General features: G+C 43.7%; 25 protein-coding genes. 13 read left to right on the forward strand and 12 right to left on the reverse strand.

The annotated features are described in order from the left end of the window. Positions 1–249: 249 nt before the first annotated feature. From IEW93_RS04565 to IEW93_RS04575, 3 genes are all read left to right on the forward strand, one after another. Positions 250–1,728 (forward strand): ATP-binding cassette domain-containing protein, encoded by a 1,479-nt coding sequence (locus IEW93_RS04565; RefSeq protein WP_188737388.1) that lies wholly within the window; start codon positions 250–252, stop codon positions 1,726–1,728. Between the two features lie 504 nt (positions 1,729–2,232). Continuing rightward, positions 2,233–2,778 carry a thioredoxin family protein gene (locus tag IEW93_RS04570; protein ID WP_188737390.1) on the forward strand — a complete coding sequence of 182 codons (546 nt, stop codon included), beginning with the start codon at positions 2,233–2,235 and terminating at the stop codon, positions 2,776–2,778. Positions 2,779–2,894: 116 nt separating this feature from the next. Beyond that, positions 2,895–3,551, forward strand: a complete 657-nt coding sequence (locus IEW93_RS04575; RefSeq protein ID WP_188737392.1) for a nitroreductase family protein — start codon at positions 2,895–2,897, stop codon at positions 3,549–3,551. Positions 3,552–3,631: 80 nt separating this feature from the next. Here IEW93_RS04575 and IEW93_RS04580 read toward each other — a convergent pair whose 3' ends face one another. Further along, positions 3,632–4,921, reverse strand: a complete 1,290-nt coding sequence (locus IEW93_RS04580; RefSeq protein WP_188737394.1) for an alpha/beta fold hydrolase — start codon at positions 4,919–4,921, stop codon at positions 3,632–3,634. Between the two features lie 199 nt (positions 4,922–5,120). Between IEW93_RS04580 and IEW93_RS04585 the strand changes: the two genes are divergently transcribed. The 6 genes from IEW93_RS04585 (at position 5,121) to IEW93_RS04610 (ending at position 12,013) form a co-directional block, all read left to right on the forward strand. Next, positions 5,121–5,765 carry an MBL fold metallo-hydrolase gene (locus IEW93_RS04585; RefSeq protein WP_188737396.1) on the forward strand — a complete coding sequence of 215 codons (645 nt, stop codon included), beginning with the start codon at positions 5,121–5,123 and terminating at the stop codon, positions 5,763–5,765. 208 nt (positions 5,766–5,973) lie between these two features. Continuing rightward, positions 5,974–6,993: an XdhC family protein gene (locus tag IEW93_RS04590; protein WP_188737398.1), complete on the forward strand. Its 1,020-nt coding sequence runs from the start codon at positions 5,974–5,976 to the stop codon at positions 6,991–6,993. 28 nt (positions 6,994–7,021) lie between these two features. After that, complete coding sequence (locus tag IEW93_RS04595) at positions 7,022–7,669, forward strand: nucleotidyltransferase family protein (protein ID WP_188737400.1); 648 nt, start codon at positions 7,022–7,024, stop codon at positions 7,667–7,669. Between the two features lie 9 nt (positions 7,670–7,678). Further along, entirely contained in the window at positions 7,679–8,131 is a 453-nt protein-coding gene (locus tag IEW93_RS04600; RefSeq protein WP_188737402.1) for a (2Fe-2S)-binding protein, read from the forward strand. A 2-nt stretch (positions 8,132–8,133) separates the two neighbouring features. Continuing rightward, complete coding sequence (locus IEW93_RS04605; protein WP_188737404.1) at positions 8,134–10,377, forward strand: xanthine dehydrogenase family protein molybdopterin-binding subunit; 2,244 nt, start codon at positions 8,134–8,136, stop codon at positions 10,375–10,377. Between the two features lie 190 nt (positions 10,378–10,567). Continuing rightward, on the forward strand, positions 10,568–12,013 hold the full coding sequence (locus IEW93_RS04610) for a methyl-accepting chemotaxis protein (RefSeq protein ID WP_188737406.1): 1,446 nt from the start codon (positions 10,568–10,570) through the stop codon (positions 12,011–12,013). A 181-nt stretch (positions 12,014–12,194) separates the two neighbouring features. Here IEW93_RS04610 and xthA read toward each other — a convergent pair whose 3' ends face one another. The 10 genes from xthA to IEW93_RS04660 form a co-directional block, all read right to left on the reverse strand. Further along, positions 12,195–13,001, reverse strand: coding sequence for an exodeoxyribonuclease III (gene xthA / locus IEW93_RS04615; RefSeq protein WP_188737408.1), 807 nt, complete (start codon positions 12,999–13,001; stop codon positions 12,195–12,197). Further along, positions 13,001–13,300 (reverse strand): YciI family protein, encoded by a 300-nt coding sequence (locus tag IEW93_RS04620; RefSeq protein WP_188737410.1) that lies wholly within the window; start codon positions 13,298–13,300, stop codon positions 13,001–13,003. The genes xthA and IEW93_RS04620 overlap by 1 nt, the downstream gene beginning before the upstream one ends. A gap of 35 nt (positions 13,301–13,335) precedes the next feature. Further along, positions 13,336–13,887 carry a septation protein A gene (locus IEW93_RS04625; RefSeq protein ID WP_188737412.1) on the reverse strand — a complete coding sequence of 184 codons (552 nt, stop codon included), beginning with the start codon at positions 13,885–13,887 and terminating at the stop codon, positions 13,336–13,338. Between the two features lie 103 nt (positions 13,888–13,990). Then, a complete protein-coding gene (locus IEW93_RS04630) occupies positions 13,991–14,893 on the reverse strand; it encodes a substrate-binding periplasmic protein (protein WP_223419944.1) in 903 nt (300 codons plus the stop codon). Positions 14,894–14,996: 103 nt separating this feature from the next. Further along, positions 14,997–15,800, reverse strand: coding sequence for a tryptophan synthase subunit alpha (trpA, locus tag IEW93_RS04635; RefSeq protein ID WP_188737414.1), 804 nt, complete (start codon positions 15,798–15,800; stop codon positions 14,997–14,999). After that, the gene (gene trpB, locus IEW93_RS04640) at positions 15,793–17,004 is read right to left on the reverse strand and encodes a tryptophan synthase subunit beta (protein WP_188737415.1); all 1,212 of its coding nucleotides are present in this window, start codon (positions 17,002–17,004) and stop codon (positions 15,793–15,795) included. The genes trpA and trpB overlap by 8 nt, the downstream gene beginning before the upstream one ends. 56 nt (positions 17,005–17,060) lie before the next feature. After that, positions 17,061–18,464 (reverse strand): bifunctional indole-3-glycerol-phosphate synthase TrpC/phosphoribosylanthranilate isomerase TrpF, encoded by a 1,404-nt coding sequence (gene trpCF, locus IEW93_RS04645; RefSeq protein WP_188737418.1) that lies wholly within the window; start codon positions 18,462–18,464, stop codon positions 17,061–17,063. Further along, positions 18,457–19,500, reverse strand: a complete 1,044-nt coding sequence (trpD, locus tag IEW93_RS04650; RefSeq protein WP_283104346.1) for an anthranilate phosphoribosyltransferase — start codon at positions 19,498–19,500, stop codon at positions 18,457–18,459. Before trpD ends, trpCF begins: the two co-directional genes overlap by 8 nt. Further along, on the reverse strand, positions 19,500–20,102 hold the full coding sequence (locus tag IEW93_RS04655) for an aminodeoxychorismate/anthranilate synthase component II (RefSeq protein ID WP_188737645.1): 603 nt from the start codon (positions 20,100–20,102) through the stop codon (positions 19,500–19,502). The genes trpD and IEW93_RS04655 overlap by 1 nt, the downstream gene beginning before the upstream one ends. A gap of 29 nt (positions 20,103–20,131) precedes the next feature. Further along, on the reverse strand, positions 20,132–21,688 hold the full coding sequence (locus tag IEW93_RS04660; protein WP_188737420.1) for an anthranilate synthase component 1: 1,557 nt from the start codon (positions 21,686–21,688) through the stop codon (positions 20,132–20,134). Between the two features lie 449 nt (positions 21,689–22,137). On the opposite strand from IEW93_RS04660, the gene rnm reads away from it, so the two are divergent. From rnm to scpB, 4 genes are all read left to right on the forward strand, one after another. Then, on the forward strand, positions 22,138–22,998 hold the full coding sequence (rnm, locus tag IEW93_RS04665) for an RNase RNM (RefSeq protein ID WP_188737422.1): 861 nt from the start codon (positions 22,138–22,140) through the stop codon (positions 22,996–22,998). Next, positions 22,995–23,615 (forward strand): L-threonylcarbamoyladenylate synthase, encoded by a 621-nt coding sequence (locus tag IEW93_RS04670; RefSeq protein ID WP_188737425.1) that lies wholly within the window; start codon positions 22,995–22,997, stop codon positions 23,613–23,615. The genes rnm and IEW93_RS04670 overlap by 4 nt, the downstream gene beginning before the upstream one ends. Before the next feature lie 33 nt (positions 23,616–23,648). Continuing rightward, positions 23,649–24,437: a segregation and condensation protein A gene (locus tag IEW93_RS04675; protein WP_188737427.1), complete on the forward strand. Its 789-nt coding sequence runs from the start codon at positions 23,649–23,651 to the stop codon at positions 24,435–24,437. 71 nt (positions 24,438–24,508) lie between these two features. Then, positions 24,509–25,186, forward strand: coding sequence for an SMC-Scp complex subunit ScpB (gene scpB, locus IEW93_RS04680; protein ID WP_188737430.1), 678 nt, complete (start codon positions 24,509–24,511; stop codon positions 25,184–25,186). Between the two features lie 166 nt (positions 25,187–25,352). Here scpB and IEW93_RS04685 read toward each other — a convergent pair whose 3' ends face one another. Beyond that, positions 25,353–26,276: a LysR family transcriptional regulator gene (locus IEW93_RS04685; RefSeq protein ID WP_188737431.1), complete on the reverse strand. Its 924-nt coding sequence runs from the start codon at positions 26,274–26,276 to the stop codon at positions 25,353–25,355. Between the last annotated feature and the right edge of the window lie 61 nt (positions 26,277–26,337).

Here is a 26,337-nt window from a genome sequence, read left to right on the forward strand (position 1 = left end):
GATAATGCGGATAAAAACGCTGCTAAAGTGGTCCTAAATCGCTATTTACGCGAATTAGAGCAAGCGGCATAAGTAATTAATCAGGTTCGGGCAGAGCCGTAGCGTCTGTGAAGTGAATTGCATTAGCAATCAGCAGCAGAAAGTCGATGATAAAGTAATTTATTATCGCCTGTATTCAGGAATCCCCGTCATTCATGGCGGGGAGCATGTCAATCAAACTATGTTAAGTGCGAAGAGGATAAACAGTAGATGGAAATAAGGTTTACCCAACTGAAATGCAGTTCATCGAGTGTTAGTTTAGTCATTGACGAATGGCTCATTGCGTCGCAGCAATCGTGGGGGATATTTAGCACAGAGGGTGATGTGGGCGCCACATTAGGCCAATTATTAACCCAACAGCCTCATGAAAAAAGTATCGATTATAGTGGCAAATTTGAAGGAGGCGATCCTTCAAAGGTGGCTGTCGTATCGCTACTGGAGCAGCAGTCATTACTCGAGGATATTTTAGCGTTTGATGACAGTGAAACACTTGGCTACTGCGATCCTAAAACCACAGTATTTGGGGTGATTTATGCTCAATGTCATGACAATGCATTAACCCATCAATTATTGCAGCAACTCGATTTAACCCATTTGAGTCAAAGCCATTTTACTCACTTATCAACAGGTGAGGGGCGCCGAGTGATGCTGGCGCGAGCAGTGGCAGCACAAGTACCGTTTTTGGTATTAGATGAGCCATACGCAGGGCTTGATGTAGAGCATCGCAAGACGTTAACGACCTATTTACAACACTTATCGCAAACCATGCAAATCTTGGTGGTGGTGTCGCGTGAAGAGGATATGCCCGACTGGATTGAGCATGTTGCGTTGTTTAGCCATGGAAAGTTAGACAGCGTGATGACCAAGGCACAGTGGGATAACCATCCGGTTATTAGCCAATTAACCGCACAGTCTGGGCAACAAAGTGAAGCCTTATTGGCACTTATCCGCCGTCATCGTCACAGTGCCAAGTTTGCCGCCCCAGTATTTGAACTGCATGATGGCCGAGTGGCTTACTCAGATAAAGTGATTTTTTCTGGGGTGAATTGGCGTATTGATAATGGCGTTCATTGGCAAGTTAAAGGCCCTAACGGCTGTGGTAAGAGCACTTTGCTTGGGCTTATTTTTGGTGATCATCCACAGTGCTACAGTAACGACATTGATATTTTTGGTAAAAAAAGAGGCTCTGGTGAGAGCATTTGGGAAATAAAACAGCATATAGGCATGGTGTCGTCGGCTTTACATATGCAATATCGTGTCAATTGCAGTGCGCTAGATGTGATTGTGTCGGGGTTTTATGACTCAATAGGCTTATATCAAAAACCGACACAGCAACAAGTGGCGATTGCCTCCGAGTGGCTAGCAATTTTGCACATGGGCCATTTAAGCAAAACAGCATTTAAACAATTAGAATATGGCCAGCAACGTTTATTGCTAATCGCCAGAGCGATTGTAAAGCAACCTACCTTATTGATCCTCGATGAACCCTACCAAGGCTTAGATTATTTAGGCAGAAGGTTGATTAAAAACTCCCTCGAATTGATAGCAAAAGAGCATTTGAGTCAGTTGCTTTATGTGTCACATTATCAACAGGATAGCCTTGATAGTATTAAGCATTTTATTGAGTTTGTACCAGATGAAAACCACCAGGGTTATCGTGCTTTGGTGAGCGGCCCGAGTATCGATTAACCAGTACGACTTACATAGCGATTAAACAGTCAGCTAGCAGTCGACTATCAATCGACTATAAATCAACTATCAGTTTACGATCTGCCTGCGATGAGTCGACTATCAGTTAACAAAAGTTGGCTGTTTTTGTTTTCTTAACTTGGTTTTTCATTGAAAACCACCAGGGTTATCGTGCTTTGGTGAGCGGCCCGAGTATCAATTAACCAGTACGGCTTACAAAGCGATTAAACAGTCAGCTAGCAATCAACTATCAATCAACTATCAATCAACTATCAATCAACTATCAGTTTACGATCTGCCAGCGATGAGTCGGCTATCAGTCGGCTATCAGTCGACTATGAGTTAACAAAAGTGGGCTGTTTTTGTTTTCTCAACGTGGTTTTCTCATTATTAAAAAAAAATTGAAAATGTTTCAATTTTTACCCTGTATATGGTGATTAATTATAAGCGTATGATGGCGACTTAGAGATTAACCCTCGTATTTAGCTTAAAAGGTTGACTGTTATGCTTCTTGATACGCCCATTTGTGATTTTGGCTGGAAAGCACCCGATTTTACGTTAAAAAATCCTAATGGTGATGTGTTTACCATGAGCGAACACTTAGGGGAAAAAGGCTTGTTGATTATGTTTATTTGTAATCACTGCCCGTATGTTAAAGCCATTGCAGCGCGTTTGGCTGAAGATACCAAGCTATTGATGGCAGAAGGCATCAATGTACTTGCAGTGATGTCAAATGACTACCAGGCATTTGATGCAGACTCGCCAGCCAATATGCTGCGTTTTGCCGAGCAACACGGTTTTACATTCCCGTATTTAGTCGATGAAAACCAACATGTTGGTAAGCAGTATGGTGCAGTGTGTACCCCAGACTTTTTTGGCTTTAATGCACAAGGTGAATTGCAATATCGCGGTCGTTTAGACGATGCACGATTACAAGATGATCCCAATCGTGTTCCTGAGCTGGTCAATGCGATGCAATTAATTGCCGCAACGGGTAAAGGGCCTAAACAACAAACAGCCAGTATGGGCTGTTCGATTAAATGGCGCTAATGCCCTTGAATAATGCTTTGTCAGCACAATATTAGCACCAGGGCAAAGTACTTAGAATTTTTGTTAACTATTTGATTGATTTAACCAGTCATATTTTATTTATTACGGAGCATCACATGACTCACGCTATTATTTCTGATTTAGAAAAACGTTACACAGCAAAACGTTACGATGCGACTAAGCGCGTATCTGCTGAAGATTTAGCTGTTATTTATGAAGCAATGGTGTTGTCACCATCATCAATTAACTCTCAACCATGGAAATTTATCGTGATTGAAAGTGATGAAGCAAAACAACGTCTTCATGACTCGTTTGCAAATAAGTTCCAGTTTAATCAACCACATGCTAAAGCGGCATCTCACACTATTTTGTTTGCTTACAACCCTAAGTATACTCGTGAAGATTATGCCAAAGTGATTGACCAAGGTATTACCGATGGCCGTACTAAGCCAGAAGAGCGTGAAGGTGCATTTGGTGCGTTTGCATTTGTGGATTTAAACACAGATGAAGCAGGTAACAACGCAGCCTGGACTAAATCACAAACTTATTTAGCACTGGGTAACACCATGCACACCTTAGCACGTTTAGGCATTGATTCTACGCCGATGGAAGGTGTTGACAGCGAAATGCTAGGACAGATTTTTGCAAAAGAATTAGACGGTTATGTGTGTGACGTTGCATTAGCATTTGGTTATCACCATTCAGATGAAGACTATAACGCTAAGTTACCTAAGTCACGTTTAAAAACTGAGCAAGTGTTACAAGTAGTGTAATTGTAAAACGGTAAAATCCCCATAAAAAGGGGCATAAGATTGAGTCTTATGCCCCTTTTTACATCTCACAATGTCATTCTTTAACGTAAACAATGGCCGCGATTAAGGCTAATAAGCTTGTCTAAAATATGCTCGCCGGCCATGCGAATACCATTATGTTCGTACTCTGATGTGAGCCAATATTTAAGATTACCCACTTGTTTAGCAGTTTCTAGGCTGTACTGCATCTCTACAAACATGTCTTCGCTGTAAATTGCTGCAGCCACAGGCACCTTGTTGTTTGCGAGTTTTTCAATATCGTACAACGCAGGCCAGTCTTTTTTAGCGGCAAGTAAATTGGCCGCTTGTTGTAATGGCTCAAGTTGCTCAAATTGCGAGAACATCCACGGGTAGATCATTTCGCCTGTAAATAACACAGGTTTACCCGGGCGATAGTTAAATTGCGGGTACTGATCTCTAACCCTGTGTGCAGCCCATGCCGAGGCGTGTTGTTGGCAATATATTGACTCGTGCAATAGCGCAAAAATGGGGTTAGTGTTGTAGTCGAGAAATTGGCTAAATTGATGCAAAAACAATGGGTTTACATCAACACCATGGGGCGTATCAATTAACGCTTGTTCTAACAAATAATAAACGGCCTCTGGCCCTTGCTCCATGCCGAGATTAATACCTAATAACTGTAACATTTCAACGGTTAATAGTTCACCAGTAGCAAGGTAGACTTTGTTTTCGAATAAGTGTTTAGCTAGGTTGTCGACTAATACTCTGGCATCACTAAAACGCGCAAAAAAGTCGTTATTTTTAGCGATAACACGCTGATAGGTGGCTTGATAGACTTCATCTGCAGTGCGGGTTAATGATGGAATACCACCAGTAATGTAAGCTTCTTTTAAGCCTTCTGGCGCGGCAGATAAATAATGCAACGCACAAAACCCACCAAAGCTTTGGCCTAAAATGCTCCATGGCTCACCAGGTGATAATTTAGTGCGAATGTATTCTGCATCGCGAATGATATTGTCGGCTCGGAAAAAACTTAAGTAGTCAGCCTGATCGGTTGCACTCATATAACTTAAGCTGGTGCCATTTATTGGGGTTGATAAGCCTGTGCCACGCTGGTCGAGCAGTAAAACGCGATATTCTGTTAAAGCGCGTTTTATCCAGCCAGTATTGCTCAGCGGTCTAACAGCGCCAAAACCTGGGCCACCTTGAAAAAACACTAAATAGGGTAGTTGCTTATGTTGATTTTCAACGCTTACAAGTTCACGGACAAAAACCTGAATGTGTTTACTCGGACTGTGTTGATAATCAAGTGGCACCGAGAAAAAATGTTTACGGGTTTTGATGTCTGCTAGAGTGCTATCAATTTGCATACATGTCCTACTAAGTCATTGGTTTTATATTGGGATACACCATGGTCTATGTTTGTTCCCAATATACAAGTTGATTAGCTATAGTGTACATCATCAATACAAAGCGTGATGCCTATCATATAAAATATGTATCTAGATCAACTCTGCTTAAGTAAAATTAACGCATAATAAACATATGAGCATAAGCCCGAGGTTGCCGATGAAGTATCAAATTATCCCCGTCACACCTTTTCAGCAAAACTGCAGTGTTATTTGGTGTGAAAAGACGTTAAAGGCTGCTGTGGTTGATCCCGGTGGTGATATTGATCGCATCATGGCAGAAGTGAGCAAGCTTGGGTTGAGCGTTGAAAAAATTTTACTGACACATGGGCATATCGATCATGTGGGCGGTGCGGCAACCTTAGCGAATAAGTTGTCTGTGCCGATTATTGGCCCACATGAGGCCGATAAGTTTTGGTTAGACAACTTAATGAAACAAAGCCAAAACTTTGGCTTTCCTCGTGCTGAGGCTTTTGAGCCTTCGAAATATTTAAATGATGGCGATGAAGTCAGTGTTGGTGAGCAAAAGATAAGCGTGCTGCATTGCCCTGGCCACACCCCTGGCCATATAGTGTTTTTTCATGCTCCGAGCGCGTTAGCCTGGGTGGGGGATGTGTTGTTTAGAGGCTCAATTGGCCGCACTGACTTTCCGCAGTCCAATCACCAGGACTTATTACATTCTATTACCACTAAATTGTGGCCATTGGGTCATAATGTCAGCTTTATTCCTGGCCATGGGCCTATGTCGACCTTTGCTGATGAGCGTCAACATAATCCGTTTGTGGCCGACCAACTGTTTGGCTAAATGACAGTCCATTTCTTTGTTGCATTGCCTTAGAAGGGAATAACCATTATTTCAACAATGCGCCTCAAACTGAACAGTCTGAGCGACTCTGATTGGTCACATAATTAATGGAAATGGTATAAAACATAAATTGAAACCATTGAATCTTTGCATTGTAAAGACAGTCTGTTAGCTTAAGAGACTGCGTTTATTATGATGGACTGTTTTCATGGTGCAACACCTTGTAGATTTACTCGATGCCTGGTTACCGACTTATCAAGAGGACTGGGTGCTTGCGGTGTTAACACAGGTGCAAGGATCTTCATACCGCAAACCTGGCGCGATCATGTTGTTCCATCCCATGGGGAAAAGCCTGGGTATGCTTAGTGGTGGCTGCCTTGAAGCCGATCTTCGTCGTCACGCTCAGCGTGCAATCCAAACCCAGCAAATATTGCAATTAACCTATGATGCGACTGACGAGTCTGATACCAGCTATCAGCTTGGCTGTGGTGGTATTGTGAATATTATGATGGTGTTGCTCAATAAAACGAATAATTACCTTGGTTTGCTTAAGGTTCATGACGCGTTAATGCGCGGTGATAGCGGTGTTTATCAGCTCAGTCTTGCTGACGACGGCGCTCCAAGCCATGCCATTACTGGGCAATATATAGAGCAACATAGTTGGCCTTCAGCCAAGATCAACTTAAACCGCAAAACAGAAAAAGTCATTCAGCAACACAATACAGTATTAAATATTCCGCTTAGGCCACCGGTGCATATTGGTATTTTTGGTGGTGGATTAGACGCTCAACCCCTTGCGCAAATGGCCCAAACAATGGGGTGGAAGGTGACGGTTTTTGATGAACGAACCGCTTATGCCCGCACTTATGATTTTCCTGGTTGCCAAATAATTAAGCACCCAATTACCAACATTTCTCAGGATATCCTAACCAGTTTAGATGCCGCTTTTGTTATGAACCATAACTTACAACTTGATGCTAAAACCCTAAATGCACTAAAGCCATTGGCATTAGCGTATATCGCATTATTAGGACCTGCGCATCGCCGAGACAAAGTATTTGGGATTGCAACGTTAAGCCTTGCTGATTTTAGCGGTTACTTTGCCGCGCCTGCAGGGCTTGCATTAGGCGGGGAGTTACCCGGTTCGGTTGCGTTAAGTATGTTATCTCAGTGCCATGGTGTGCTGTATCAGGCTAAATTAACTCGACTTGATAGCGTGATGGTATAACGATGATGCTTACCGAGATTGAGCTATTATGACTGAGCAATACACTAACAAGATCGCTACGGTGATTTTGGCGGCAGGTGCCAGTAGCCGGTTTAATGGCTGTAAAATGATGGCTAAAGTTCTAGGTGAAAAAAGCCTATTGGCCCACAGTGTTGAAACGCTTAAACAGGTTACTCAAGCAGCAAACATCGCCCCAGCGGCAGTGGTGTTAGGCGCGCACATTAACGATGACATTATGACGATGACACAGGGCGCGGTGCGTATTATTAATCGGCAATGGCAAACGGGGTTATCTAGCTCTGTTAAGTTGGCCGTGAATTATGCGATTGAGGCTAAATCAGATGCATTATTACTGGTATTGGCCGATCAAGTTGCGATTACAGCAAATGAGTATTTACGCTTAATTAATGCTTTTTTACAAAATAAGCAAACCTGTTGCAGTTTTTACCAACAAGATGTGGGTGTACCTGCTATTTTTTTAGCGCAAGATTTTAATGCATTAATGGCCATAGAAGGCGACAAAGGCGCTAAACGCGTGTTGAAACAACATGCAAAAAATCAACATTTAACTATTTTATCTATCGATAATGCCGCATGTGATATCGATACCCCAGCCGATTTAACGCGTTGGTTAAGTCAATGCAATAAGCCAGATGTAAGCGAATGCCCTAATTAAGGAGTGATTATGACAACCCCTACCCAAAAGTTAATGGTTAATGGAAAAGACTTTACCTTAGACGCAGACCCCAATATGCCGGTGTTATGGGCTTTACGAGATATATTAGGTTTTACCGGTACCAAGTTTGGTTGCGGTGCGGGTCTGTGTGGCGCCTGTACTATCCATGTAGATGGCAGCCCAATGCGCGGCTGTTTAACTAGCCTTAAGCAAGTGCAGGGCAAGCAAGTTACTACGATTGAAGGTCTTGAAGCACAAAAGCTTAAACAGGCATGGCTTACACATAATGTGCCTCAGTGTGGTTATTGCCAGGCGGGGCAGTTAATGTCTGCTGCGGCGCTGTTAAAAACCACTGCAAAACCTACAGATGCGCAAATTGATGATGCCATGTCGGGCAATATTTGCCGTTGTGGAACGTATCCGCGTATAAAAGCGGCCATTAAATCTGCGTCGGAGGCCTAATCATGACAACATTTACCGCAGTTGAAAATATCAGTCGTCGTAACGTGCTTAAGCTCTTTGGCGCCGTTGGTGGTGGCCTTGCCTTAGGTGGGACCAGTTTAGCCTGGAGCCCTATGGCGCTGGCACAAGACAAACAAGCCTTAATGAATTTATTTGTCGCCATTGGTGAAGACAACAAGGTGTATTTAACCTGTCATCGCTCTGAAATGGGGCAAGGCATTCGTACCGGGATCCCACAAGTATTAGCGGATGAGCTTGAAGCCGATTGGGACAAAGTGGTTGTGGTGCAAGGTTTAGCCGATAAACGTTATGGCAGCCAAAACACCGATGGCAGCCGCAGTATTCGTAAGCATTACTTACGTATGCGTCAAATGGGCGCAACGGCTCGTACCATGCTAGAACAAGCCGCAGCAGTGCAATGGAATGTGCCTGTAAGTGAGGTGTATGCCAAGGCGCATAAAGTGCACCACAAAGGAAGTAAAAAGTCTTTATCCTATGGCGCGCTGGCCGTTGCAGCATCTAAACTTACTATGCCTGCGTTAGATAAGGTGACGCTTAAACCAGAAAGCGAGTTTATTCATATTGGTAAGTCGCACACGATTGTCGATATGGACGCCATGCTCACAGGTAAAGCCAAGTATGGTTACGATATCAAGCTCGATGGCATGTTATACGCCAGCATTACCCGTCCGCCAGTACTTGGCGGTGATGTAGTCAAACTGGATGACACAAAAGCGCGCAGTATTGCGGGTGTGGTGGATATTATTACCTTGCCTGTGCCAAAAGGTGCGCCGTTATTTCAGCCCCTTGGTGGGGTTGCGGTTATTGCCACGAATAGCTGGAGTGCAATTGAAGCGCGCAAAGCCTTAGCGATCACCTGGTCTGAATCAATCAATGACAGCCATGATTCTGATGTTTATTTAAAAGCGTTGGTTGAGCGGGTTAAACAGCCTGGTAAGGTGATTCGCCAATTTGGCGCGTCGGTGACAGATTGGCCTGCAGATAACACGGTGAATGCGGTGTACACCGTACCTTATTTAACCCATGCCATGATGGAGCCGCCCGTTGCCACTGCAAGTGTGACGGCCGATGGGTGTGAATTATGGGCATCGACACAAACACCACAAAGCACTCAACAAAATGTAGCGGGTGCACTAGGCCTTACAGAAGAACAGGTAAAGGTGAATGTTACCTTGTTAGGCGGCGGTTTTGGTCGTAAATCAAAGCCCGACTTTAGTGTTGAGGCCGCAGTGCTATCACAAAAACTAAATAAGCCGGTTAAAGTGTGTTGGAGCCGTGAGGATGAGATCCAAAATGGTTATTACCATGCGATTAGCGCGCAACTGTATCAGGCTAAAGTTGATGATAATAAGTTACCGACAGCTTTGCTTGCGCGTACTGGGTTTCCGGCGATCAGTTCGACCTTTGCTGAAGGGGTTGAATATCCGTCAGATGGTGAGCTCGATTTAGGTTTTAGTGATGTGCCGCTAGCCCTTGAACACATTCAACTTGAAGCGGTTAAAGCCACTGCCCATACCCGTATTGGTTGGATGCGCTCTGTGTGCAATATTCAGCATGCGTTTGGTATAGGCAGTTTTGTGGATGAACTGGCTGTTAATGCCAATAAACCCTGTATCGATATGTGGCGGCAATTATTGGGTAAAGCCCGCATTGAAAACTTTGAAAACAACGGTTTTAAATACGGTAATTACGGCGAAGAGTTAGCCGATCATCCTGTTGATGTTGGGCGCTTTCTTAAGGTGTTAGATACGCTTGAAACAGTACTCGCTAAGGCACCTAAAGCGGCTAAAAACCAAGGTTGGGGAATGGCGATACATCGCAGCTTTGTCAGTTACGTTGCTGTTGCGACTTTGGTTGAGGTAGTTGATAACCAACTTAAGGTGATTAAATCTATTGCGGTAATGGATGCCGGTACTGTCGTGAATCCTGATCGCGTTCATTCGCAGTTAGAAGGCGCGGTGATTTTTGGACTAAGCCTTGCAATGATGGGCGACATTAGCTTTAAAAATGGCAAAGTGGTGCAGTCTAATTTTCATGATTATCCGCTGCTGCGATTACCTCAATGTCCAGATATTGAAACTCACATTGTGGCATCTTCAGCAAAACCTGCCGGTGTTGGTGAGCCTGGCGTACCACCAGTGGCACCAAGTTTAACCAATGCTATTTTTGCTGCTACCGGCCAACGCTACCGTGATTTACCGTTAAATAAGGTGTTATCAGTGTAGTGTGAATTGTGAGATATGTGAGCATGAACACTTAAGTTTTATCAGTCTAAGTCGATAATAATTAAGCAAAATGCCTAGGTGCAATTCTAGAAGCAATTCTAAACCCTAGGCATTTTACTCTAGCCTTTTCTCATTAATGTTATATTCAGCTATGGTTTAGCTTGCGGTCATTGCCTTAGGAAGCGTAACGATGAAACAAATCCAGTTTAGAAAAATTGACGCAATCATGATTAAGTTCAGCCTGAACGGTAAATTTTGGATTGTGTGTTCAATGGTTGCAGCCATTACTTGTGTGATTGCGTTACTTAATTATCAACACGCGACAAGGCTAATCACTGAGGCATCTCAACAAAGAGTTAATGCCAGCGTGCAAAGTTATGCTGCGGTTGCCAATAATCAAAATTTATTGGGCACGCAGTTGCAACAGTTTGCTACAGATAATCAGCTACAACTGTCTACTCGAGATAATTCTGGCCGCAATGGTGACACAGTGAGTGCATCGGCAAGTGTGGGTAATCAATATTTAACTCAAAGCCAACATGTTGTTGAGTGGGAACAAGCGCAGCTAAGTGACGCGCAATTTATGCTGATTATTGCCTTGGTCGGTTTATTACCCCTGTTTCAACTCAGTTACTGGATCTCAACCTCGTTAGGTGGTGGTCTTTGGGAAATGTACATGGCCATTAAACGCTTAGCCGATGGTGATTTAAGCTTTAGGCTTAATTTTTTTGGTACTGATGATTTTAGTTTAATTGCCAGAGACATAGACCGTTGTGCTGACAATATGAGTGAAATGGTCAAGGCCATACGAAATAATGCGCAAACGCTGGCAACCGCAGCCAATGAATTTACTAGCCAGGCCAACACCAATAAAGATCTTATTGATCAACAACATCATTTTTTAGATGCCGTGTCTCATGCGATGGAGCAAATGACCTCTGCCATTGCCGATGTATCACATCATGCCGGTGAAACATCATCAAATACCCAACAAAATGCCAAGCAGATGGCACTGAGTCAGAATAAGATTAATGATGCAGTTCAGCGAGTTAATTTTTTAACAGAACGCATTGCTGAGTCATTTGCGTCAGTTGAGCAATTGTCTCGCGAAGCCACTCAAATTAATGAAGTGGTGACCACCATTGAAAGTATTTCTGAGCAGACTAACTTGTTGGCATTAAATGCGGCGATTGAAGCTGCAAGGGCTGGCGAACAAGGCCGTGGTTTTGCTGTTGTTGCAGATGAAGTGAGAACGCTTGCAGGACGTACTCAACAGGCGACGGTTGAGATCCAGAAAATGATTGAAGGCTTACAAAAAGGCACAAAAAATCTCACTGGCATTACCAATGTGATTGTTGAACAGGCTCAGCAAGGTAGCTCAAGTATTAAGGCTGTAGGTGATGATATCACCCATATGACCGGCTCAATTAACGCGGTGTTCGATATGAGTAGCCAAATCGCTACCTCAGCAGAGCAACAAAGTATGTCTGCTGGTGATATTTCATCTCAAATTAATCACATACGCCAACAATCTGAAACCATCAGCCACTCTGCCAAACAGTCATCGGTATTAGCAAAAGATCTTAATGAATCATCAAAAGGATTAGCATCAATATTAAGCCAATATAAAATTTAACTTGGTTGCAATAATGTGATCATTGTTTCTACGCAATATCTGATCACTTATTTATTCTGATAGGTAATATTTTTTTTAAGTTTGCGTGCCGTTAATGGGCAGACTTGATAAAAAGGGTAAAAAAAATGCTACACCGATATTGGCGTAGCATTGTATACATCATTCACGAGTTAACTAAGGCTTAACTTAACGTGGTCCAAATAGGCGCATGATCAGACGGTTTGTCGATACCGCGTAAATCATAATCAACATCAGACTCAAGCAAGCGAGATACCAAAGATTGGGTCACTAAAATGACATCAATACGAAGCCCTCGGTTATCATCAAAGCCTTTACTGCGATAATCAAACCACGAATAACGCTCAGTGCGACTTGGGTGCAAGTGACGAAAACTGTCAATAAAGCCCCATTGTTGCAGGCGCGCTAACCATTCACGCTCTTCTGGCTGAAAACTGCATTTGCCGGTTTTTAACCAACGTTTTGCATTGACATCGCCTATGCCGATGTCTAAATCGGTGGGTGAAATATTAATATCACCAATAATTGCGATGTCTTCGTCTGCTTGATGGTGCTTTTCAAGATGCAGCATCAAATCTTGATAAAACTTACGTTTAGCAGGGTATTTTGTTTCATGGTTAATATTTTCGCCTTGTGGGAAATAACCATTGAATACGGTTAATATACGGCCATTATCTTGCTTGAACTGACCAATGATTAAGCGGCGCTGGGCCTCTTCATCGTCGGTATCAAACCCTTTAATAATGCTAATCGGCTCTGCTTTTGACAACATGGCAACGCCATAGTGGGCTTTGCCACCATGGTAATGTACTTTGTAACCCATTGCTTCAACGTCGGCGACAGGAAACGCTTCGTCGTGGACCTTGGTTTCTTGCAGGCCAATAATGTCAGGTGAGTGGCTGTCGATAAGCGCTTGCAATTGATGCAAGCGTGCGCGTAAACCATTAATGTTAAAAGAAACAATCTTCATTAAGGCAATACTCGTTTAAATGGCTTAACGATCACGCTTTTATAAACACCTGCACCAATATATGGGTCAACATCGGCCCATGCTTGCGCTGCTTCTAAAGAGGGGAAATCAGCCACCACTAATGAACCGGTAAAGCCTGCTTCACCTGGATTTTCGTTGTCTATTGCTGGGTGTGGTCCTGCAGTTAGCAAGCGGCCTTCGTCGGCTAATGCCTGTAGACGCGCTAAATGCTCTGCACGCACTGATAAACGTTTTTCTAGGCTATTTTCTACGTCTTGAGATGAAATCATGTACCACATATTGACGGCTTCCTTTTTGAAATTCGAATGGATGATCATTGACCATCATCTGGTTTAGTTGGGTCATCTTGCATATGTTTATAAAGATAAACAACGGTTATTACAGTGTTGATTAGGGTTAGGGCTGTAAGGCCAAACACTTTGAAATTAACCCAGGTTTCAAGCGGTAAACTAAAAGCAATATAAATATTAGCGAGTCCACATAATACAAAAAAACTGACCCAATACCATGTGACCTGGGTCCAAATTTTGTCGTCGACTTTCATTTCTTTGCCTAACATGCTTTTAAGCGCAGGTTTTCCCATGACTTGTGACACAATTAACCCTATTGCAAACAATGCATAAACAATGGTGACTTTCCATTTAATAAAGGCGTCATCATGAAAAAACAGGGTGAGTGAACCAAACACTGTGACCATTGCAAATGTTGCTAAGTGCATTTTTTCTATGTGTTTATACAATAGGTAAGTGACAACTAATTGAATGGCGGTTGCCACGATTAACACACCGGTTGCGGTGTAAATATCATAAAATTTGTAAACAGCAAAAAAGATCACTAAGGGTAAAAAATCTAACAGTTGCTTCATAAATATCTCAGACAGAATGGGTTTAAAAAACCACAGTTGTGGTTTATCCAACGATACAATTAAGGGGTGATTGTACATGAGCTTAGTAGGTTTATGAACCGTATTAGCTGCTTGGAATGTGTTTAGGTTCTAGGGTTAGCCACATTGGCTTTTCGTCGAGTAGTGCAGCGGTTTTTTTTGATAAGTTTGGGTTGTGTAGTGTGATTTCTATTCGTTTATCTAATTGTGATTTCTCAATCATATTTTTGGTGATTGGGTGATGGTAAAATAGCTGATCAAAACTGCCATCTGCAATTGATTTTCTTAGTCCATATTCAATACGCTGCGCGAGAGGGGCGTTGTCTTTTCGAACAAAAAAATAAATAGGTGCTGGGTATTTCAGTAAAAACTTTTTCTCTAACACAAGGTCTGGATAGCGAGCTAAGTCTCGCCATGGTTCATGTATTGACCGTGGGTAATAGTCAAAACGTCCTTTTAGCAACATGTCGATAAGATGTTGATCGTTGCCCCTAACAACGTTAAAACCGTTGCTGTTCAGTATGTCGACATCGGGCCAATCAGCACCTTGGCCTATTAAGGTTTTTTTGATTTGCGCCAAGTCCATTTGTTGAAATTTATCGTGATCGTTTTTGCGAATAAGCCCAATGCGATAACTCATTAGCCCTTTGAGCAATGGGATATATATGGCTTGTAGCTGCTGCTCTCTTTCTATGCTTGTCATTGTCCATACAACATCAATCATATTATTGTCGGCAACCATTTTAAGGGCACGCCCTTGATTCATTTCAATCATGACAGCATTTAATTGATAGTCACCATATTGATCGCGACTGTTTTCTAAGGCGAGCTTAAGTAAGGAAATAAAGTAAGCTTGTTTGGGATTTATACCACCAATGGCAGCATTGTAATTGATAGTGGTTATTGGGGGAGGGCTAACCTCATGCGCATAAACACGGCACATTAAACATGCTAAAGAAAGCGTTAAAATTTTTATCAACCAATTCATCAGCTCACCTCCATGTCCATGTTATAGATTAGTATGGTTGAATATAGTAAATAAAAAAAGGAGCAAACTATTTGCTCCTTTTTATAGTGAGATAAAATACATCTTAAGTTGCAGCTTTCATCTCAGTTGTAAATGCTGCAAGCTTAGCCAAAAGTGTGGCTTCGTCATGTTGGTGCGCTTCAATTATTTTAACCACTGCCGACCCTGAAATTGCCCCAGCTGCGCCTGCGCTAATAGCTGCACGCACTTGCTCTGGTTCTGCAATACCAAAACCCAGTAATGGTGGTGGCGCATTAAACTCAGTAAGTTGAGCTAATATTTTTTCAATCGGTTGGCCCGCTTTTGATTCGGTGCCCGTAACACCAGCACGCGAGAGTAGGTAAGTATAACCTTGGCCATGCTCACTGACTAACTTTAAGGTATCGGCATCGGCATTAGGCGGTGCAATAAAAATCGGCGCAATACCGTGAGCTTTAGCTGCCTGACTAAAAGGGGCTGACTCTTCAACCGGCACATCGGCAATTAATACAGAATCAACACCAGCTGCTTGGGCTTTGGCGTAGAATGCATCAATACCATTAGCAAACACTAGGTTAGCGTACAGTAATAATCCTATCGGTAAATCAGGATGTTGCGCACGAACTTTTGTGATGAGCTCAAAGCAATCACTGGGAGTGGTGCCTGCAGCTAATGCGCGTAAATTGGCACCTTGAATAACCGGGCCGTCTGCGAGCGGGTCTGAAAACGGAAAACCTAATTCAAGTGCGTCTGCACCGTTATCTACCAAGGTTTGAATAATTTTTAACGACAGCTCTAGGCCTGGATCGCCAATGGTCACAAAGGGAACAAAGGCACCTTTTTGTTGTGCTTTAAGGGCTGCAAATGTTGTTTGATAACGGTTACTCATTGCCGCTCTCCTGTTGCTCTTTTTTGGCTGCAAATATGTCTGATACGGTGAAAATGTCTTTGTCACCACGGCCTGATAAGTTAACCACTAATATGGTTTCTTTGGTGGCTTCTTTGGCTAACTTAACGGCGTAGGCTAGCGCATGGGCAGACTCTAATGCGGGGATAATCCCTTCGCTTCGAGCTAGCTCTTGGAACATGTCTAATGCTTCATCATCGGTTGCAGACTCATAACGAGCACGGCCAATGGCATTTAAATGTGCATGCTGTGGGCCAACAGAGGGGAAATCAAGCCCAGCTGACACTGAGTATGACTCTTCAATTTGCCCTGCGCTGTCTTGCATTAGCGGTGACTTCATGCCAAAGAAAATACCGGTTTTACCGTGTTTAAGCGGCGCGCCATGCATTGGGGTGTCGATACCTTTACCGGCAGGTTCAACGCCAATTAATTCAACTGATGGCTCATCGATAAAGTCGGCAAACATGCCTATGGCGTTTGAACCACCACCCACACAAGCGATCACGGCATCAGGCAAGCGGCCTTCTTTTTCAAGTATTTGCTTTTTAGTTTCAGCGCCAATCATACGCTGGAACTCACGCACAATTGTTGGGAAAGGGTGAGGCCCTGCGGCTGTACCTAATAAATAATGCGCTTTGTCGTAACTTGCAGACCAGTCGCGCATGGCTTCGTTACAGGCATCTTTTAGGGTGGATGAACCCGAGGTCACTGGGATCACTTCTGCGCCCATCAACTTCATGCGGAACACGTTTGGTGACTGACGCTCAACGTCTTTTGCGCCCATATACACTTTACATTTTAAGCCTAAAAGTGCACAGGCTAGGGCGGTGGCAACACCGTGTTGCCCTGCACCGGTTTCGGCAATAATTTCTTTTTTACCCATGCGTTTAGCAAGTAAAGCCTGGCCTAATACCTGGTTGGTTTTATGTGCACCGCCGTGGAGTAAATCTTCACGTTTTAGGTAAATTTTTACCATCGGGTTTGGACTTAAGTTACGGGTTAGGGTTAATGCTGTTGGGCGGCCCGCGTAATTTTTTAATAAATCGTTAAATTCAGCATGAAAACTTTCATCTTGTTGTGCATCAATAAAAGCCGCTTCAAGTTGCTTTAATGCTGGTACTAAAATTTGTGGTACGTACATACCACCGTATTCGCCGAAATAAGGGTTAAGCTTGAGCTCGGTCATAAATGTTCCCTTTGTATAATCGTGTTATCGCTAAAAAATGTTTTGTAAACAATAAACTAGTTACGTCGCAATTGGGTAAAGGCGGCAATCAGTTTTTGATGATCTTTATGACCAGGTGCTGATTCTACCCCAGAGTTAATATCTACCCCATAAAAGCCTTGCTGACTGGCTCGATACACATTGTCTGGCGTTAAACCGCCAGCCAACATGGCATCGGCTTTATTGTCGATATTTGCTTGCCAATTAAAGGTTTGGCCTGTGCCGCCAAATTGCTCGGCTGATTTGCTGTCGTATAAATACTTGTCAGCCCCTGTTGGTTTGTGCGCCACTTCACCTGTTTGGCTATCGATTGCAACGGCTTTCCAAATTTGTGTGCTGAGCTGTTTTTGCGTGAGTAATGCGCGCAGGGCATCAATTTCAAGTTCGGTTTCATTGCCGTGTAATTGCACCGCAAATAGCTTTAGCGACTGGGCAAGGTTTGCTATTACGTCAGGCTGTTCATTAACAAACACGCCGACCATGTTGAGGGCGATGTGTTGTTGCTGCATTTGGGCAATAAGTTCTGCTGCTTTTTCTGCGCTAACGGCTCTTGGCGACTTAGGGTGGAAAATCAATCCACCAAAAACCGCGCCGGCTTTTGCTACCGCGGCAATGTCGTCAATGCGAGTTAACCCGCACACTTTATTATTGCCGTAAATCAATTGCCGACAGGCTAAATCGATATCGGCTTGCGCCATGATAGAACTGCCAACAAGATAACCGTGTACCAGCGGATTTAAACGGCGAGTTTGCTGATGGGTATAAATACCTGACTCACTAATGACCACGCGATCTGCAGGAATAAGCGGCGCTAAACGTTCTGTGGTGGCTAAGTCGGTGCTCAAGTCACGCAAGTTTCGGTTGTTAATGCCAATAATCGGGGCGTTGAGTGCAATGGCACGATGCAATTCAGGCTCATTACTGACTTCGGTTAAGGTATCAAGTTGATATTTAGCCGCTTCGTTAGCTAGTTGGCGATATTGGTCATCATCAAGCACTGATAGCATTAATAAAATGGCATCGGCCCCTTGGTGAGCAGCCAGTTTTACTTGGTATGGGTCTACAAAAAAGTCTTTACAGATAATGGGTTGAGTTACTCTGGCGCGCACACGAGGAATGTAGTCCATGTCGCCTTGAAAGAACGCTTCGTCGGTGAGTACCGAAATCCCAGCTGCGTATTGCGTGTAAATGTCGGCAATGGCTTCAACATTAAAATCTGCGCGAATAAGGCCTTTTGAGGGACTGGCCTTTTTACATTCTAAAATATACTGTGCGTTGGGCGCTTTTAAGGCATTGTATAGGCTGCGATCAGATATCTTAGGTTGTAAACTGGCTTCAGGAAAGCGCAGTTTCAGGGCCGCAATATGGGCAACTTTGGTATCAACGATGCGCGTTAATACGTTACTTTCAGGGTTACTCATTGGTTTCTCCAGCTTGGCTTGCCGCGGCTAAATCAGTTAAAAGTGTATAGGCTTTGCCTGTTGCTAAGGTGGTTAAGGCTAACTGTGTGCCTTGCGCTACTGAGTCGCAAATACCGCTCACATATAAGGCACACCCTGCATTGATGGCAACGGCGTCACGGTGAGCAGTCTGGCCTTGGCCTTGTAAAATCGCCTGAGTTATCAGTGCATTGTCACTTGGTTCGCCGCCCGTAAGTGCATTAATATCAGCGCGGGTTACCCCAAGGTCTTCAGGAGTGAGCTGGTATGTACGTACAAGACCGTCTTTTAGTTCTGCAACGTGGGTAATATCGTGCAGAGCCACTTCATCTAGGCCGCTACCATACACCACCATGGCGCGTTTTACACCAAGGGCATTAAGCACTTGAGCTATCGGTTCTATTAACTCGAGTTTGTACACGCCAAGCAGCATTGCTTCAGGCTTAGCTGGATTGATTAATGGCCCAAGCACATTGAAAATGGTGCGGGTTTTTAATGCCGCTCTTACAGGTACTGCATGTTTTACACCGCCATGGTAATGGGGGGCAAATAAAAAGCATAACCCGAGTTTATCTAAGCATTGGCTTGCGGCTTCAGGCGTCATGGTTAGGGCGATACCGCAATGAGATAATAAGTCAGACGAGCCCGATTTGCTCGACACGCTGCGGTTGCCATGTTTGGCCACTTTAGCGCCAGCAGCTGCAGCTACAAAGGCCGCGGTGGTTGAAATATTAATAGTGTTATAGCCATCGCCACCCGTGCCGACAATATCGATAATACCGCTTTCAATCGATGCCGCTGAGCGAGGGAAAGGCTTGGCGGCTTGTCTTAACGCATCAGCAGCACCGGCTATTTCGTCAATGGTTTCGCCGCGCATTTTTAACGCGACTAGCATTCCTGCCATGGTGGCCGGTTCCATTTCGCCTGTAATGATGTGGCTAAATAATTGGGCGGTTTGTTCGCGATTAAGTGGTTGGCCTTGATAAAGGATGTCGAATAAAGGTTGTAAGTTTGCCATTATGCGCCTCCATTTACTGTGTTGTCTTGAGTTAAATAGGCCAATGTTTGGGTCAGTAATTGACTGCCTAAAGTGGTTAGTATTGATTCTGGATGAAACTGAAACCCTATGGCTTGATGCTGTGGGTGTAGCAGTGCCATTGGCATGTCGTCGGTGGTGGCTATCACTTCAAGGCAATCGGGTACACGGGTGGCTACTAGGCTGTGGTAGCGGGCAACTGGCAGCGGCGAGGGTAAATTTGCAAATACGCCTGTGCCATTATGAATGGTTGGGCTGGCTTTGCCATGAACCACAAAAGGTGCGCGCTCTACTTTGCCACCGTAATACTCGGCCAGCGCTTGATGACCTAAACAAATACCTAATATGGGCACTTTGCCTGCAACTTTACCGATTAATTCCATCATGCAGCCCGCTTCGTGCGGGGCACCTGGGCCTGGTGATAATACCAACGCCGCTTTACTGGTTTCGTTAATCAGTTTATCTGCTAAATAGTCGGCGCTTACATCGTTACGGTAAATTAATACTTCACAACCTAAACTGCGAAATTGATCTACGAGGTTGTATGTAAATGAGTCGAAATTGTCGAGTAAGTATAATTTCATTTTGCTGCTCGGTTGTGCGGTCGTGTTGCTCATAGTCCACCTCCCATTTTGATGGCAGAAATCACTGCCTGGGCTTTTTGACGGGTTTCATCTGCTTCGGCTTGGGGATCTGAGTCAAATACCACTCCGGCACCGGCCTGAATATAAGCAACGTCATTTTTAACAAAGGCTGAGCGGATAACAATACAGGTGTCCATGTCGCCTAAACCGTTAACATAACCCACAGCCCCGCCATAACTGCCACGACGGGCTTGTTCAGCTTCGCGCACTAATTGAGATGCACGTACCTTTGGCGCACCGACTAATGTGCCCATGTTCATACAGGCCTGGTAAGCATGCAATGCATCTAAGTCCAGACGTAATTGGCCGGTGACTCGACTGACTAAATGCATCACGTGGGAGTAACGGTCTACTTTAAGTAATTCAGCCACTTTACGACTGCCACTTTGGCTAATACGGGCAATGTCGTTACGGGCCAAGTCGACCAACATTAAATGCTCAGATAGCTCTTTTTTATCTAAACGCAGCTCAAGTTCAATGCGGCTGTCCAAATCAAAGTCGATTTCACCCTGGGCATTTTTTCCGCGCTTGCGGGTACCAGCAATTGGATACACTTCGACTTGATTGCTGGCCGCGTCGTATTTCAAGGCGCTTTCTGGTGAGGCACCAAATAAGGTGAAATCTGGGCCGCGGAAATAAAACATGTATGGGCTTGGGTTGGTCAGTCTTAAGGCGCGGTATGCCCCTAATGTATTTGGGCAAGGTAAGCTGAAACAACGAGACGGCACAACCTGGAAAATATCGCCCGCGACAATGTGCTCTTTTAAATCCACGACTGTTTTTTTGAATTGCTCGTCGCTGATATTGACTTGTGCTTCTGCGTTAATTGGGGTTAGCGCCGCGACTTCGTTTAGTTGAGTGCATTTTTGGCTGACTTGAGCCACTTGAGTTTGTAACTGTGCTGTAATTGCAGGGTTTTGATTAAATTGATGACTCACGATATCGGCTTGCTTGGTTTGGTGGTCAATTAAAATCAAGGTTTCTGCAAGATAAAATAAGTAGTCAGGGCAATCGTTATTGGCATTAGGCGCTGCTGGTAATGGCTCAACTGTGTCAATTAGGTCATAAGCCAGTACACCACCTAAAAATAAGTCTTCAAACTTTACAGGGTTGTTTGTGTGAATGTGCTGCACAAACATACGTAAACCATCAAGCGGCGATGTCGACTTTAAACGTGCGTCTTCGTCTTGTAACTCGGTGGCTTTTTGTAAGGTGACGATTAATTGATTAGGTTGGTGTTGCAAGCTTGCGTGGCTAAAAAATGTGGCAATCGGCTCGAGTAAGCTGGCGCCGTTGTCGGTTAATGCACTAAACGTCAGTTGATAACCGTCACAGCGGATCATCATTGCAGCATGGGTTAATACGATGCTTTTAAGGTGATCTTTGCTTTCAACTTCTGCTGATTCTAGCAGCATGGTGTGCGGCGCGTTGTGTGTTACATGCTGATACAGATTGAGTGGATCTGTATGGTAGGTTAATGCATTTTTTTGCGTCGTAACCTGAGCGATTTGATATTGTGTTGTCACTATGCTGCCGCTCCTTGTGGATGTTTATTCATTGTTAAGTTCGCCTTGCTGCTGTTCAACCCTTCATATTTTTATGGGCTAAATAACAAGAAAGCCCACATCTCTGCGGGCTTTCTGGTAAAATCTTGTCTCTTAAAAATGAGCACAACGCTTCACACCACCCGTTAATTTGGGAAGTGCCACCACCAAGTAATGTGTAATGAAGCTAATGTATGTGTCATTGTTAATCGCTACGTTATGCTGCGTGTTTTGTGCCTATAGGAAAACCCAGCTGGGCCTTAATGTCAATTGAATATTTCTCAAAAATAGTCAAAAAATGCATATCACAACAAAGGCTGGTTATTTATTGCACTTAAATGGCAGCGAAACGCCAAAAATAGTTGTTATTAACTGATAATTATTCATTAATCCCAGCAGTATTTTTATTGGTATTCTTGTACAATAAACAAATGATTACAGACACTCTATTGGCCGATCTCCACAGCCACACAACCGCCTCAGACGGTCAACTGACACCAACGCAATTAATCGCTCGCGCTATTGAAAAGGGCGTTGAGATGTTTGCTATTACCGATCATGATACCGTGGGTGGCCTTGCTGAAGCGCATGTTGCTAACCTTGCACATGACACACCGTTAAGCTTAATTAACGGCTGTGAGATTTCGACTCGCTGGAACAGTTATGATATTCACATTGTTGGCCTCAATATTGACATAACCCACAGCGGATTATTAGATTTTTTAGCGCATCAACGACAACTGCGTGATATTCGAGCACAAGAAATCGGCGAACGACTTGCAAAAGCGGGTATTGACGGTGCGTACGAAGGCGCAAAAGCCATTGCGGGCGATGCGGCATTAAGCCGAGGCCATTATGCCCGTTGGTTAGCTGACAATGGTCATGCCAGTGATATGCCCAGTGTGTTTAAACGATTTTTAGCTCGTGGCAAAACCGGTTATGTGCCCAATAATTGGGGTGATATGGCCAGTGCTATTGCACACATTCATCAGGCGGGCGGCCTGGCAGTGTTAGCACACCCAAGCGGTTATAAGTTGTCTGTTAAGTGGCTCAAGCGTTTAGTGCGTGAGTATGCCGAGGCGGGTGGCGATGCAATGGAGGTGGTCTTAGGGCAGCAAACTCTCGACGATCGCAACAACCTTATTGCACTGAGTAAACAGAATAATCTGCTTGGATCTGTCGGCAGCGATTTTCATTTTCCTAGTAATTGGATTGAACTAGGCAAAAACTTATACCAACCCCAGGGTGTTGAATGGGTTTGGCAATCACAAAATTGGATGGAACGGACATGAGTCAATTTTTTTATATTCATGATGAAAACCCACAAGCACGGTTAATAAATCAAGCAGTGGCGATCCTTAAACAAGGTGGGGTGATTGTATATCCTACTGATTCAGGTTATGCATTAGGCTGTATGATTGGCGATAAAAATGCCATGACGCGGATGGTGCGTATTCGTCAGATTGAAAACGACACTAACTTTTCTTTGATGTGCCGGGATTTGTCTGAGTTGGCAAATTTTGCTCGAGTAGATAACCAAGCCTATCGTTTACTTAAAAGCTGCACTCCTGGGCCATACACCTTTATTTTTAAAGCGACAAAAGAAGTGCCGCGCCGTTTACAGTGCGATAAAAAACGCACTATTGGTATCCGTGTGCCAAACAACTTGATTGCATTAGCACTGCTTGAAGCGCTTGATGAGCCCATGATGAGCACCAGTTTGGTGATGCCAAACGAGCAGTTTGCTGAGTCAGATCCGGAGCATATTCGCGATATTTTAGAACATCAAGTTGACGGCATTATCCATGGCGGTTATTTGCCAGAAAAGCAAACCACGGTAATTGACATGTCAGAAGATGAAGTGGTTATTCTTCGTCGGGGTGCTGGCGATACCAGTGCATTTGAATAGGCCACTGTTCATTTTGAGTCTTAAAGGATAATCATGCAAGGCAGCCAACAAAGCCTTCCGTTAGCGGTGGTGCGTGGTCAAGCTATACAAAGCATGCCAGTTGATTTGTTTATTCCACCAGAGGCACTCGAGGTATTTTTAGAAACCTTTGAAGGGCCGCTGGATTTGCTGCTGTATTTAATTCGTAAACAAAAGCTTGATGTGGTTGATTTACCCATTCAGCAAATTACCCATCAATATTTGGCCTACATTGAAATTTTAACTGAAGCGCGTATTGAGTTAGCGGCAGATTACCTTGTGATGGCGGCCACCTTGGCGGAAATTAAGTCACGATTATTATTGCCTAAAATGGCTCATGAAGACGACGAGGAAGAAGATCCTCGAGTGGTATTGATAAGGCAATTAAAAGCCTACGAAGTCATTAAACAAGCGGCTGCCGATTTAGATGAATTACCACGAATTGATCGCGATGTATTTCAAGCCTCGGTAGCCGCAGCGCCAGGTATTAAACCTGTTGTGGTGCCGCCTGAAGTGTCTTTAGCAGATATTGCAAGGGCATTTGGCGAGGTGTTAAAACGTATTGATGCCAATGAAAATCACCACGTAAAGCGTGAGCAGTTATCAACGCGTGAGCGCATGAGCCAAATATTGTCTATGTTATCGAGCACTGATTATATCGGATTTGAACGTTTGTTTGACGTAAGTGAAGGCCGAGCGGGCGTTGTTGTGAGCTTTTTAGCGTTAATGGAATTGGTAAAAGAGTTGCTGGTGGAGCTGGTACAAAATGAGCCGTTTTCGCCTATTTATGTTAAAGCGTTTTAAATTTATCTTTATTTTATTTACCTTGTAGCTTGCTCAAGGTTGTTATCTATTTGCCTGCCGAGTCTTACGCCATGAATCAAATTAACGACATTCAACTTAAGCAACTTATTGAAGCCAGTTTATTTGTTTTAGGCAAACCGTTATCAGTTAAAGCCTTAAAAGAGACGGTGTTAGCCGATTTTAGCGTGTCACGCACGCGGATCCAGCAAACTCTTGATGAACTGCAACTAGATTATCAAGACCGGGGTGTGCAATTAGTTAAAGTAGCTAGTGGTTACCGTTTTCAAACTCAAGAACTCCTCAGTCCCTTTTTACAACCTTTATGGCAAGAAAAAGCCCCTAAATACTCACGTGCTACTATGGAAACCCTTGCCGTAATTGCATATCGCCAGCCGGTGACTCGTGGTGATATTGAGCAAATTCGTGGTGTTGCTATCAGTAGTCATATTGTTAAAAGTTTACTTGATCGCCACTGGATTAAAGCCGTTGGCCATAAAGAAGTGCCGGGTCGGCCAGCTTTATATGCAACAACTAGCCAGTTTTTAGATTATTTTGGGTTAAAAAAGTTGGCCGATTTGCCCGCGTTAACGGATATGGAATCGTTACACGCCTTATTCGATAAAGCCAGTATTGCCTTAGATGACGATGAGGACATAGACGAAGACAAGGTGGCGATTGAAAATAACAGCAGCCTTGATGTAAACGATAACATTATGATTGATAAAAATAAGCCAACGACGTTGAATTAATTTTCTGCCATCGTTGAGCAGCTTAAAGGGTCTTTGTTTTATACCAATCAGGATAAATAAGTGATTGGTAATTGCAGCGAGCTAGTTGTTCTATCTTTATAATGTTTAACGACGTGATAAGTGACGTTAACCAGTAACAATGATCACATTGTAGTGCCGATTACTATTATATCCACACTTGAGTATGTTGATCTGATTTTTCGTGAGGTTGCTCAGGGAGTTCATTGAGCATGTAGTCAAGTAAACGCTGAGCGGTGAGACTTAAAAATCGACGTGACGGATACACTAAAAACACCACACCCACATAGGGTTGGAGTTCATTAAACAAACGAATTAACCTGCCTTGCTCTACATCGTCATGACATAGCCCCTGTGGTAAATAACCAATACCGCGACCTAATCTTGTTGCTTCATATGCGAGTTGAATACTGTTAGTGCATAAATTGCCCGTAACGGCTTGCATAGCATCGTTGGCCAGTGGCACTTCGCTAAAGGTTTTACCATTAGGAAAGCGAAACAAAATTGAGTTGTGTTGTTCTATGTCCGTTATGGTGTTGGGTGTGCCCGCTTTGGCTAGGTAGTCTGGGCTGGCAAAAAAACACATCTCTTCGCTTAATATGGGTTTGGCGACCATATCCAGTTCGGTAAAGGTTTCGTTCACCATAAAAGCAATATCAATATTATTGCGAACCATATCTAAAGGTTCGGTGCTGGTGATAATCTCGATTGAAAGCTTAGGGTTTGCGTCCATGAAAGCAAATATCTTGCTTACAATGTTCATTATCTGCGGAACAGGAAACATTAAAATACGGATGTGACCGCTGAGTTCGGCTTTATTGTCGGTAATGTCGGCAATGGTTTGATCTAAATCAGCTAACATTAACAAGGTTTTTTCGTAAAAATGACTACCCGCAGAAGTCAATAATATCGAGCGACTTAAGCGATGAAACAACTTAATATTCAATGACTCTTCTAACGACAACAACCTGCGGCTGACGGTCGATTTTGGCAAGTTAAGTAAATTTGCAGCTTCCAGTATGCTGCCGGTTTCTACGATTCGGTGAAATAAAGCAATATCTTCGGTTTTCATTGATTAGGCTCTAGATTATTACGAACTTGTCAAACTCAAATTATGGGATTGATACTCCCAA

It is taken from the genome of Shewanella inventionis (assembly GCF_014641855.1).
Lineage (GTDB): Bacteria > Pseudomonadota > Gammaproteobacteria > Enterobacterales > Shewanellaceae > Shewanella > Shewanella inventionis.

Excerpts from the sequence above, each read along its gene's own strand:
- IEW93_RS04610 (WP_188737406.1), top strand. The coding sequence starts at position 10,568 with ATGAAACAAATCCAGTTTAGAAAAATTGACGCAATCATGATTAAGTTC.
- IEW93_RS04675 (WP_188737427.1), top strand. The coding sequence starts at position 23,649 with ATGCAAGGCAGCCAACAAAGCCTTCCGTTAGCGGTGGTGCGTGGTCAA.
- trpD (WP_283104346.1), bottom strand. The coding sequence starts at position 19,500 with ATGGCAAACTTACAACCTTTATTCGACATCCTTTATCAAGGCCAACCA.
- IEW93_RS04570 (WP_188737390.1), top strand. The coding sequence starts at position 2,233 with ATGCTTCTTGATACGCCCATTTGTGATTTTGGCTGGAAAGCACCCGAT.
- IEW93_RS04625 (WP_188737412.1), bottom strand. The coding sequence starts at position 13,887 with ATGAAGCAACTGTTAGATTTTTTACCCTTAGTGATCTTTTTTGCTGTT.
- IEW93_RS04655 (WP_188737645.1), bottom strand. The coding sequence starts at position 20,102 with ATGAAATTATACTTACTCGACAATTTCGACTCATTTACATACAACCTC.
- IEW93_RS04620 (WP_188737410.1), bottom strand. The coding sequence starts at position 13,300 with ATGTGGTACATGATTTCATCTCAAGACGTAGAAAATAGCCTAGAAAAA.
- trpA (WP_188737414.1), bottom strand. The coding sequence starts at position 15,800 with ATGAGTAACCGTTATCAAACAACATTTGCAGCCCTTAAAGCACAACAA.
- xthA (WP_188737408.1), bottom strand. The coding sequence starts at position 13,001 with ATGAAGATTGTTTCTTTTAACATTAATGGTTTACGCGCACGCTTGCAT.
- IEW93_RS04595 (WP_188737400.1), top strand. The coding sequence starts at position 7,022 with ATGACTGAGCAATACACTAACAAGATCGCTACGGTGATTTTGGCGGCA.
- IEW93_RS04590 (WP_188737398.1), top strand. The coding sequence starts at position 5,974 with ATGGTGCAACACCTTGTAGATTTACTCGATGCCTGGTTACCGACTTAT.
- trpB (WP_188737415.1), bottom strand. The coding sequence starts at position 17,004 with ATGACCGAGCTCAAGCTTAACCCTTATTTCGGCGAATACGGTGGTATG.
- IEW93_RS04630 (WP_223419944.1), bottom strand. The coding sequence starts at position 14,893 with ATGAATTGGTTGATAAAAATTTTAACGCTTTCTTTAGCATGTTTAATG.
- IEW93_RS04605 (WP_188737404.1), top strand. The coding sequence starts at position 8,134 with ATGACAACATTTACCGCAGTTGAAAATATCAGTCGTCGTAACGTGCTT.
- IEW93_RS04565 (WP_188737388.1), top strand. The coding sequence starts at position 250 with ATGGAAATAAGGTTTACCCAACTGAAATGCAGTTCATCGAGTGTTAGT.
- scpB (WP_188737430.1), top strand. The coding sequence starts at position 24,509 with ATGAATCAAATTAACGACATTCAACTTAAGCAACTTATTGAAGCCAGT.
- trpCF (WP_188737418.1), bottom strand. The coding sequence starts at position 18,464 with ATGAGTAACCCTGAAAGTAACGTATTAACGCGCATCGTTGATACCAAA.
- rnm (WP_188737422.1), top strand. The coding sequence starts at position 22,138 with ATGATTACAGACACTCTATTGGCCGATCTCCACAGCCACACAACCGCC.
- IEW93_RS04575 (WP_188737392.1), top strand. The coding sequence starts at position 2,895 with ATGACTCACGCTATTATTTCTGATTTAGAAAAACGTTACACAGCAAAA.
- IEW93_RS04685 (WP_188737431.1), bottom strand. The coding sequence starts at position 26,276 with ATGAAAACCGAAGATATTGCTTTATTTCACCGAATCGTAGAAACCGGC.
- IEW93_RS04600 (WP_188737402.1), top strand. The coding sequence starts at position 7,679 with ATGACAACCCCTACCCAAAAGTTAATGGTTAATGGAAAAGACTTTACC.
- IEW93_RS04580 (WP_188737394.1), bottom strand. The coding sequence starts at position 4,921 with ATGCAAATTGATAGCACTCTAGCAGACATCAAAACCCGTAAACATTTT.
- IEW93_RS04670 (WP_188737425.1), top strand. The coding sequence starts at position 22,995 with ATGAGTCAATTTTTTTATATTCATGATGAAAACCCACAAGCACGGTTA.
- IEW93_RS04585 (WP_188737396.1), top strand. The coding sequence starts at position 5,121 with ATGAAGTATCAAATTATCCCCGTCACACCTTTTCAGCAAAACTGCAGT.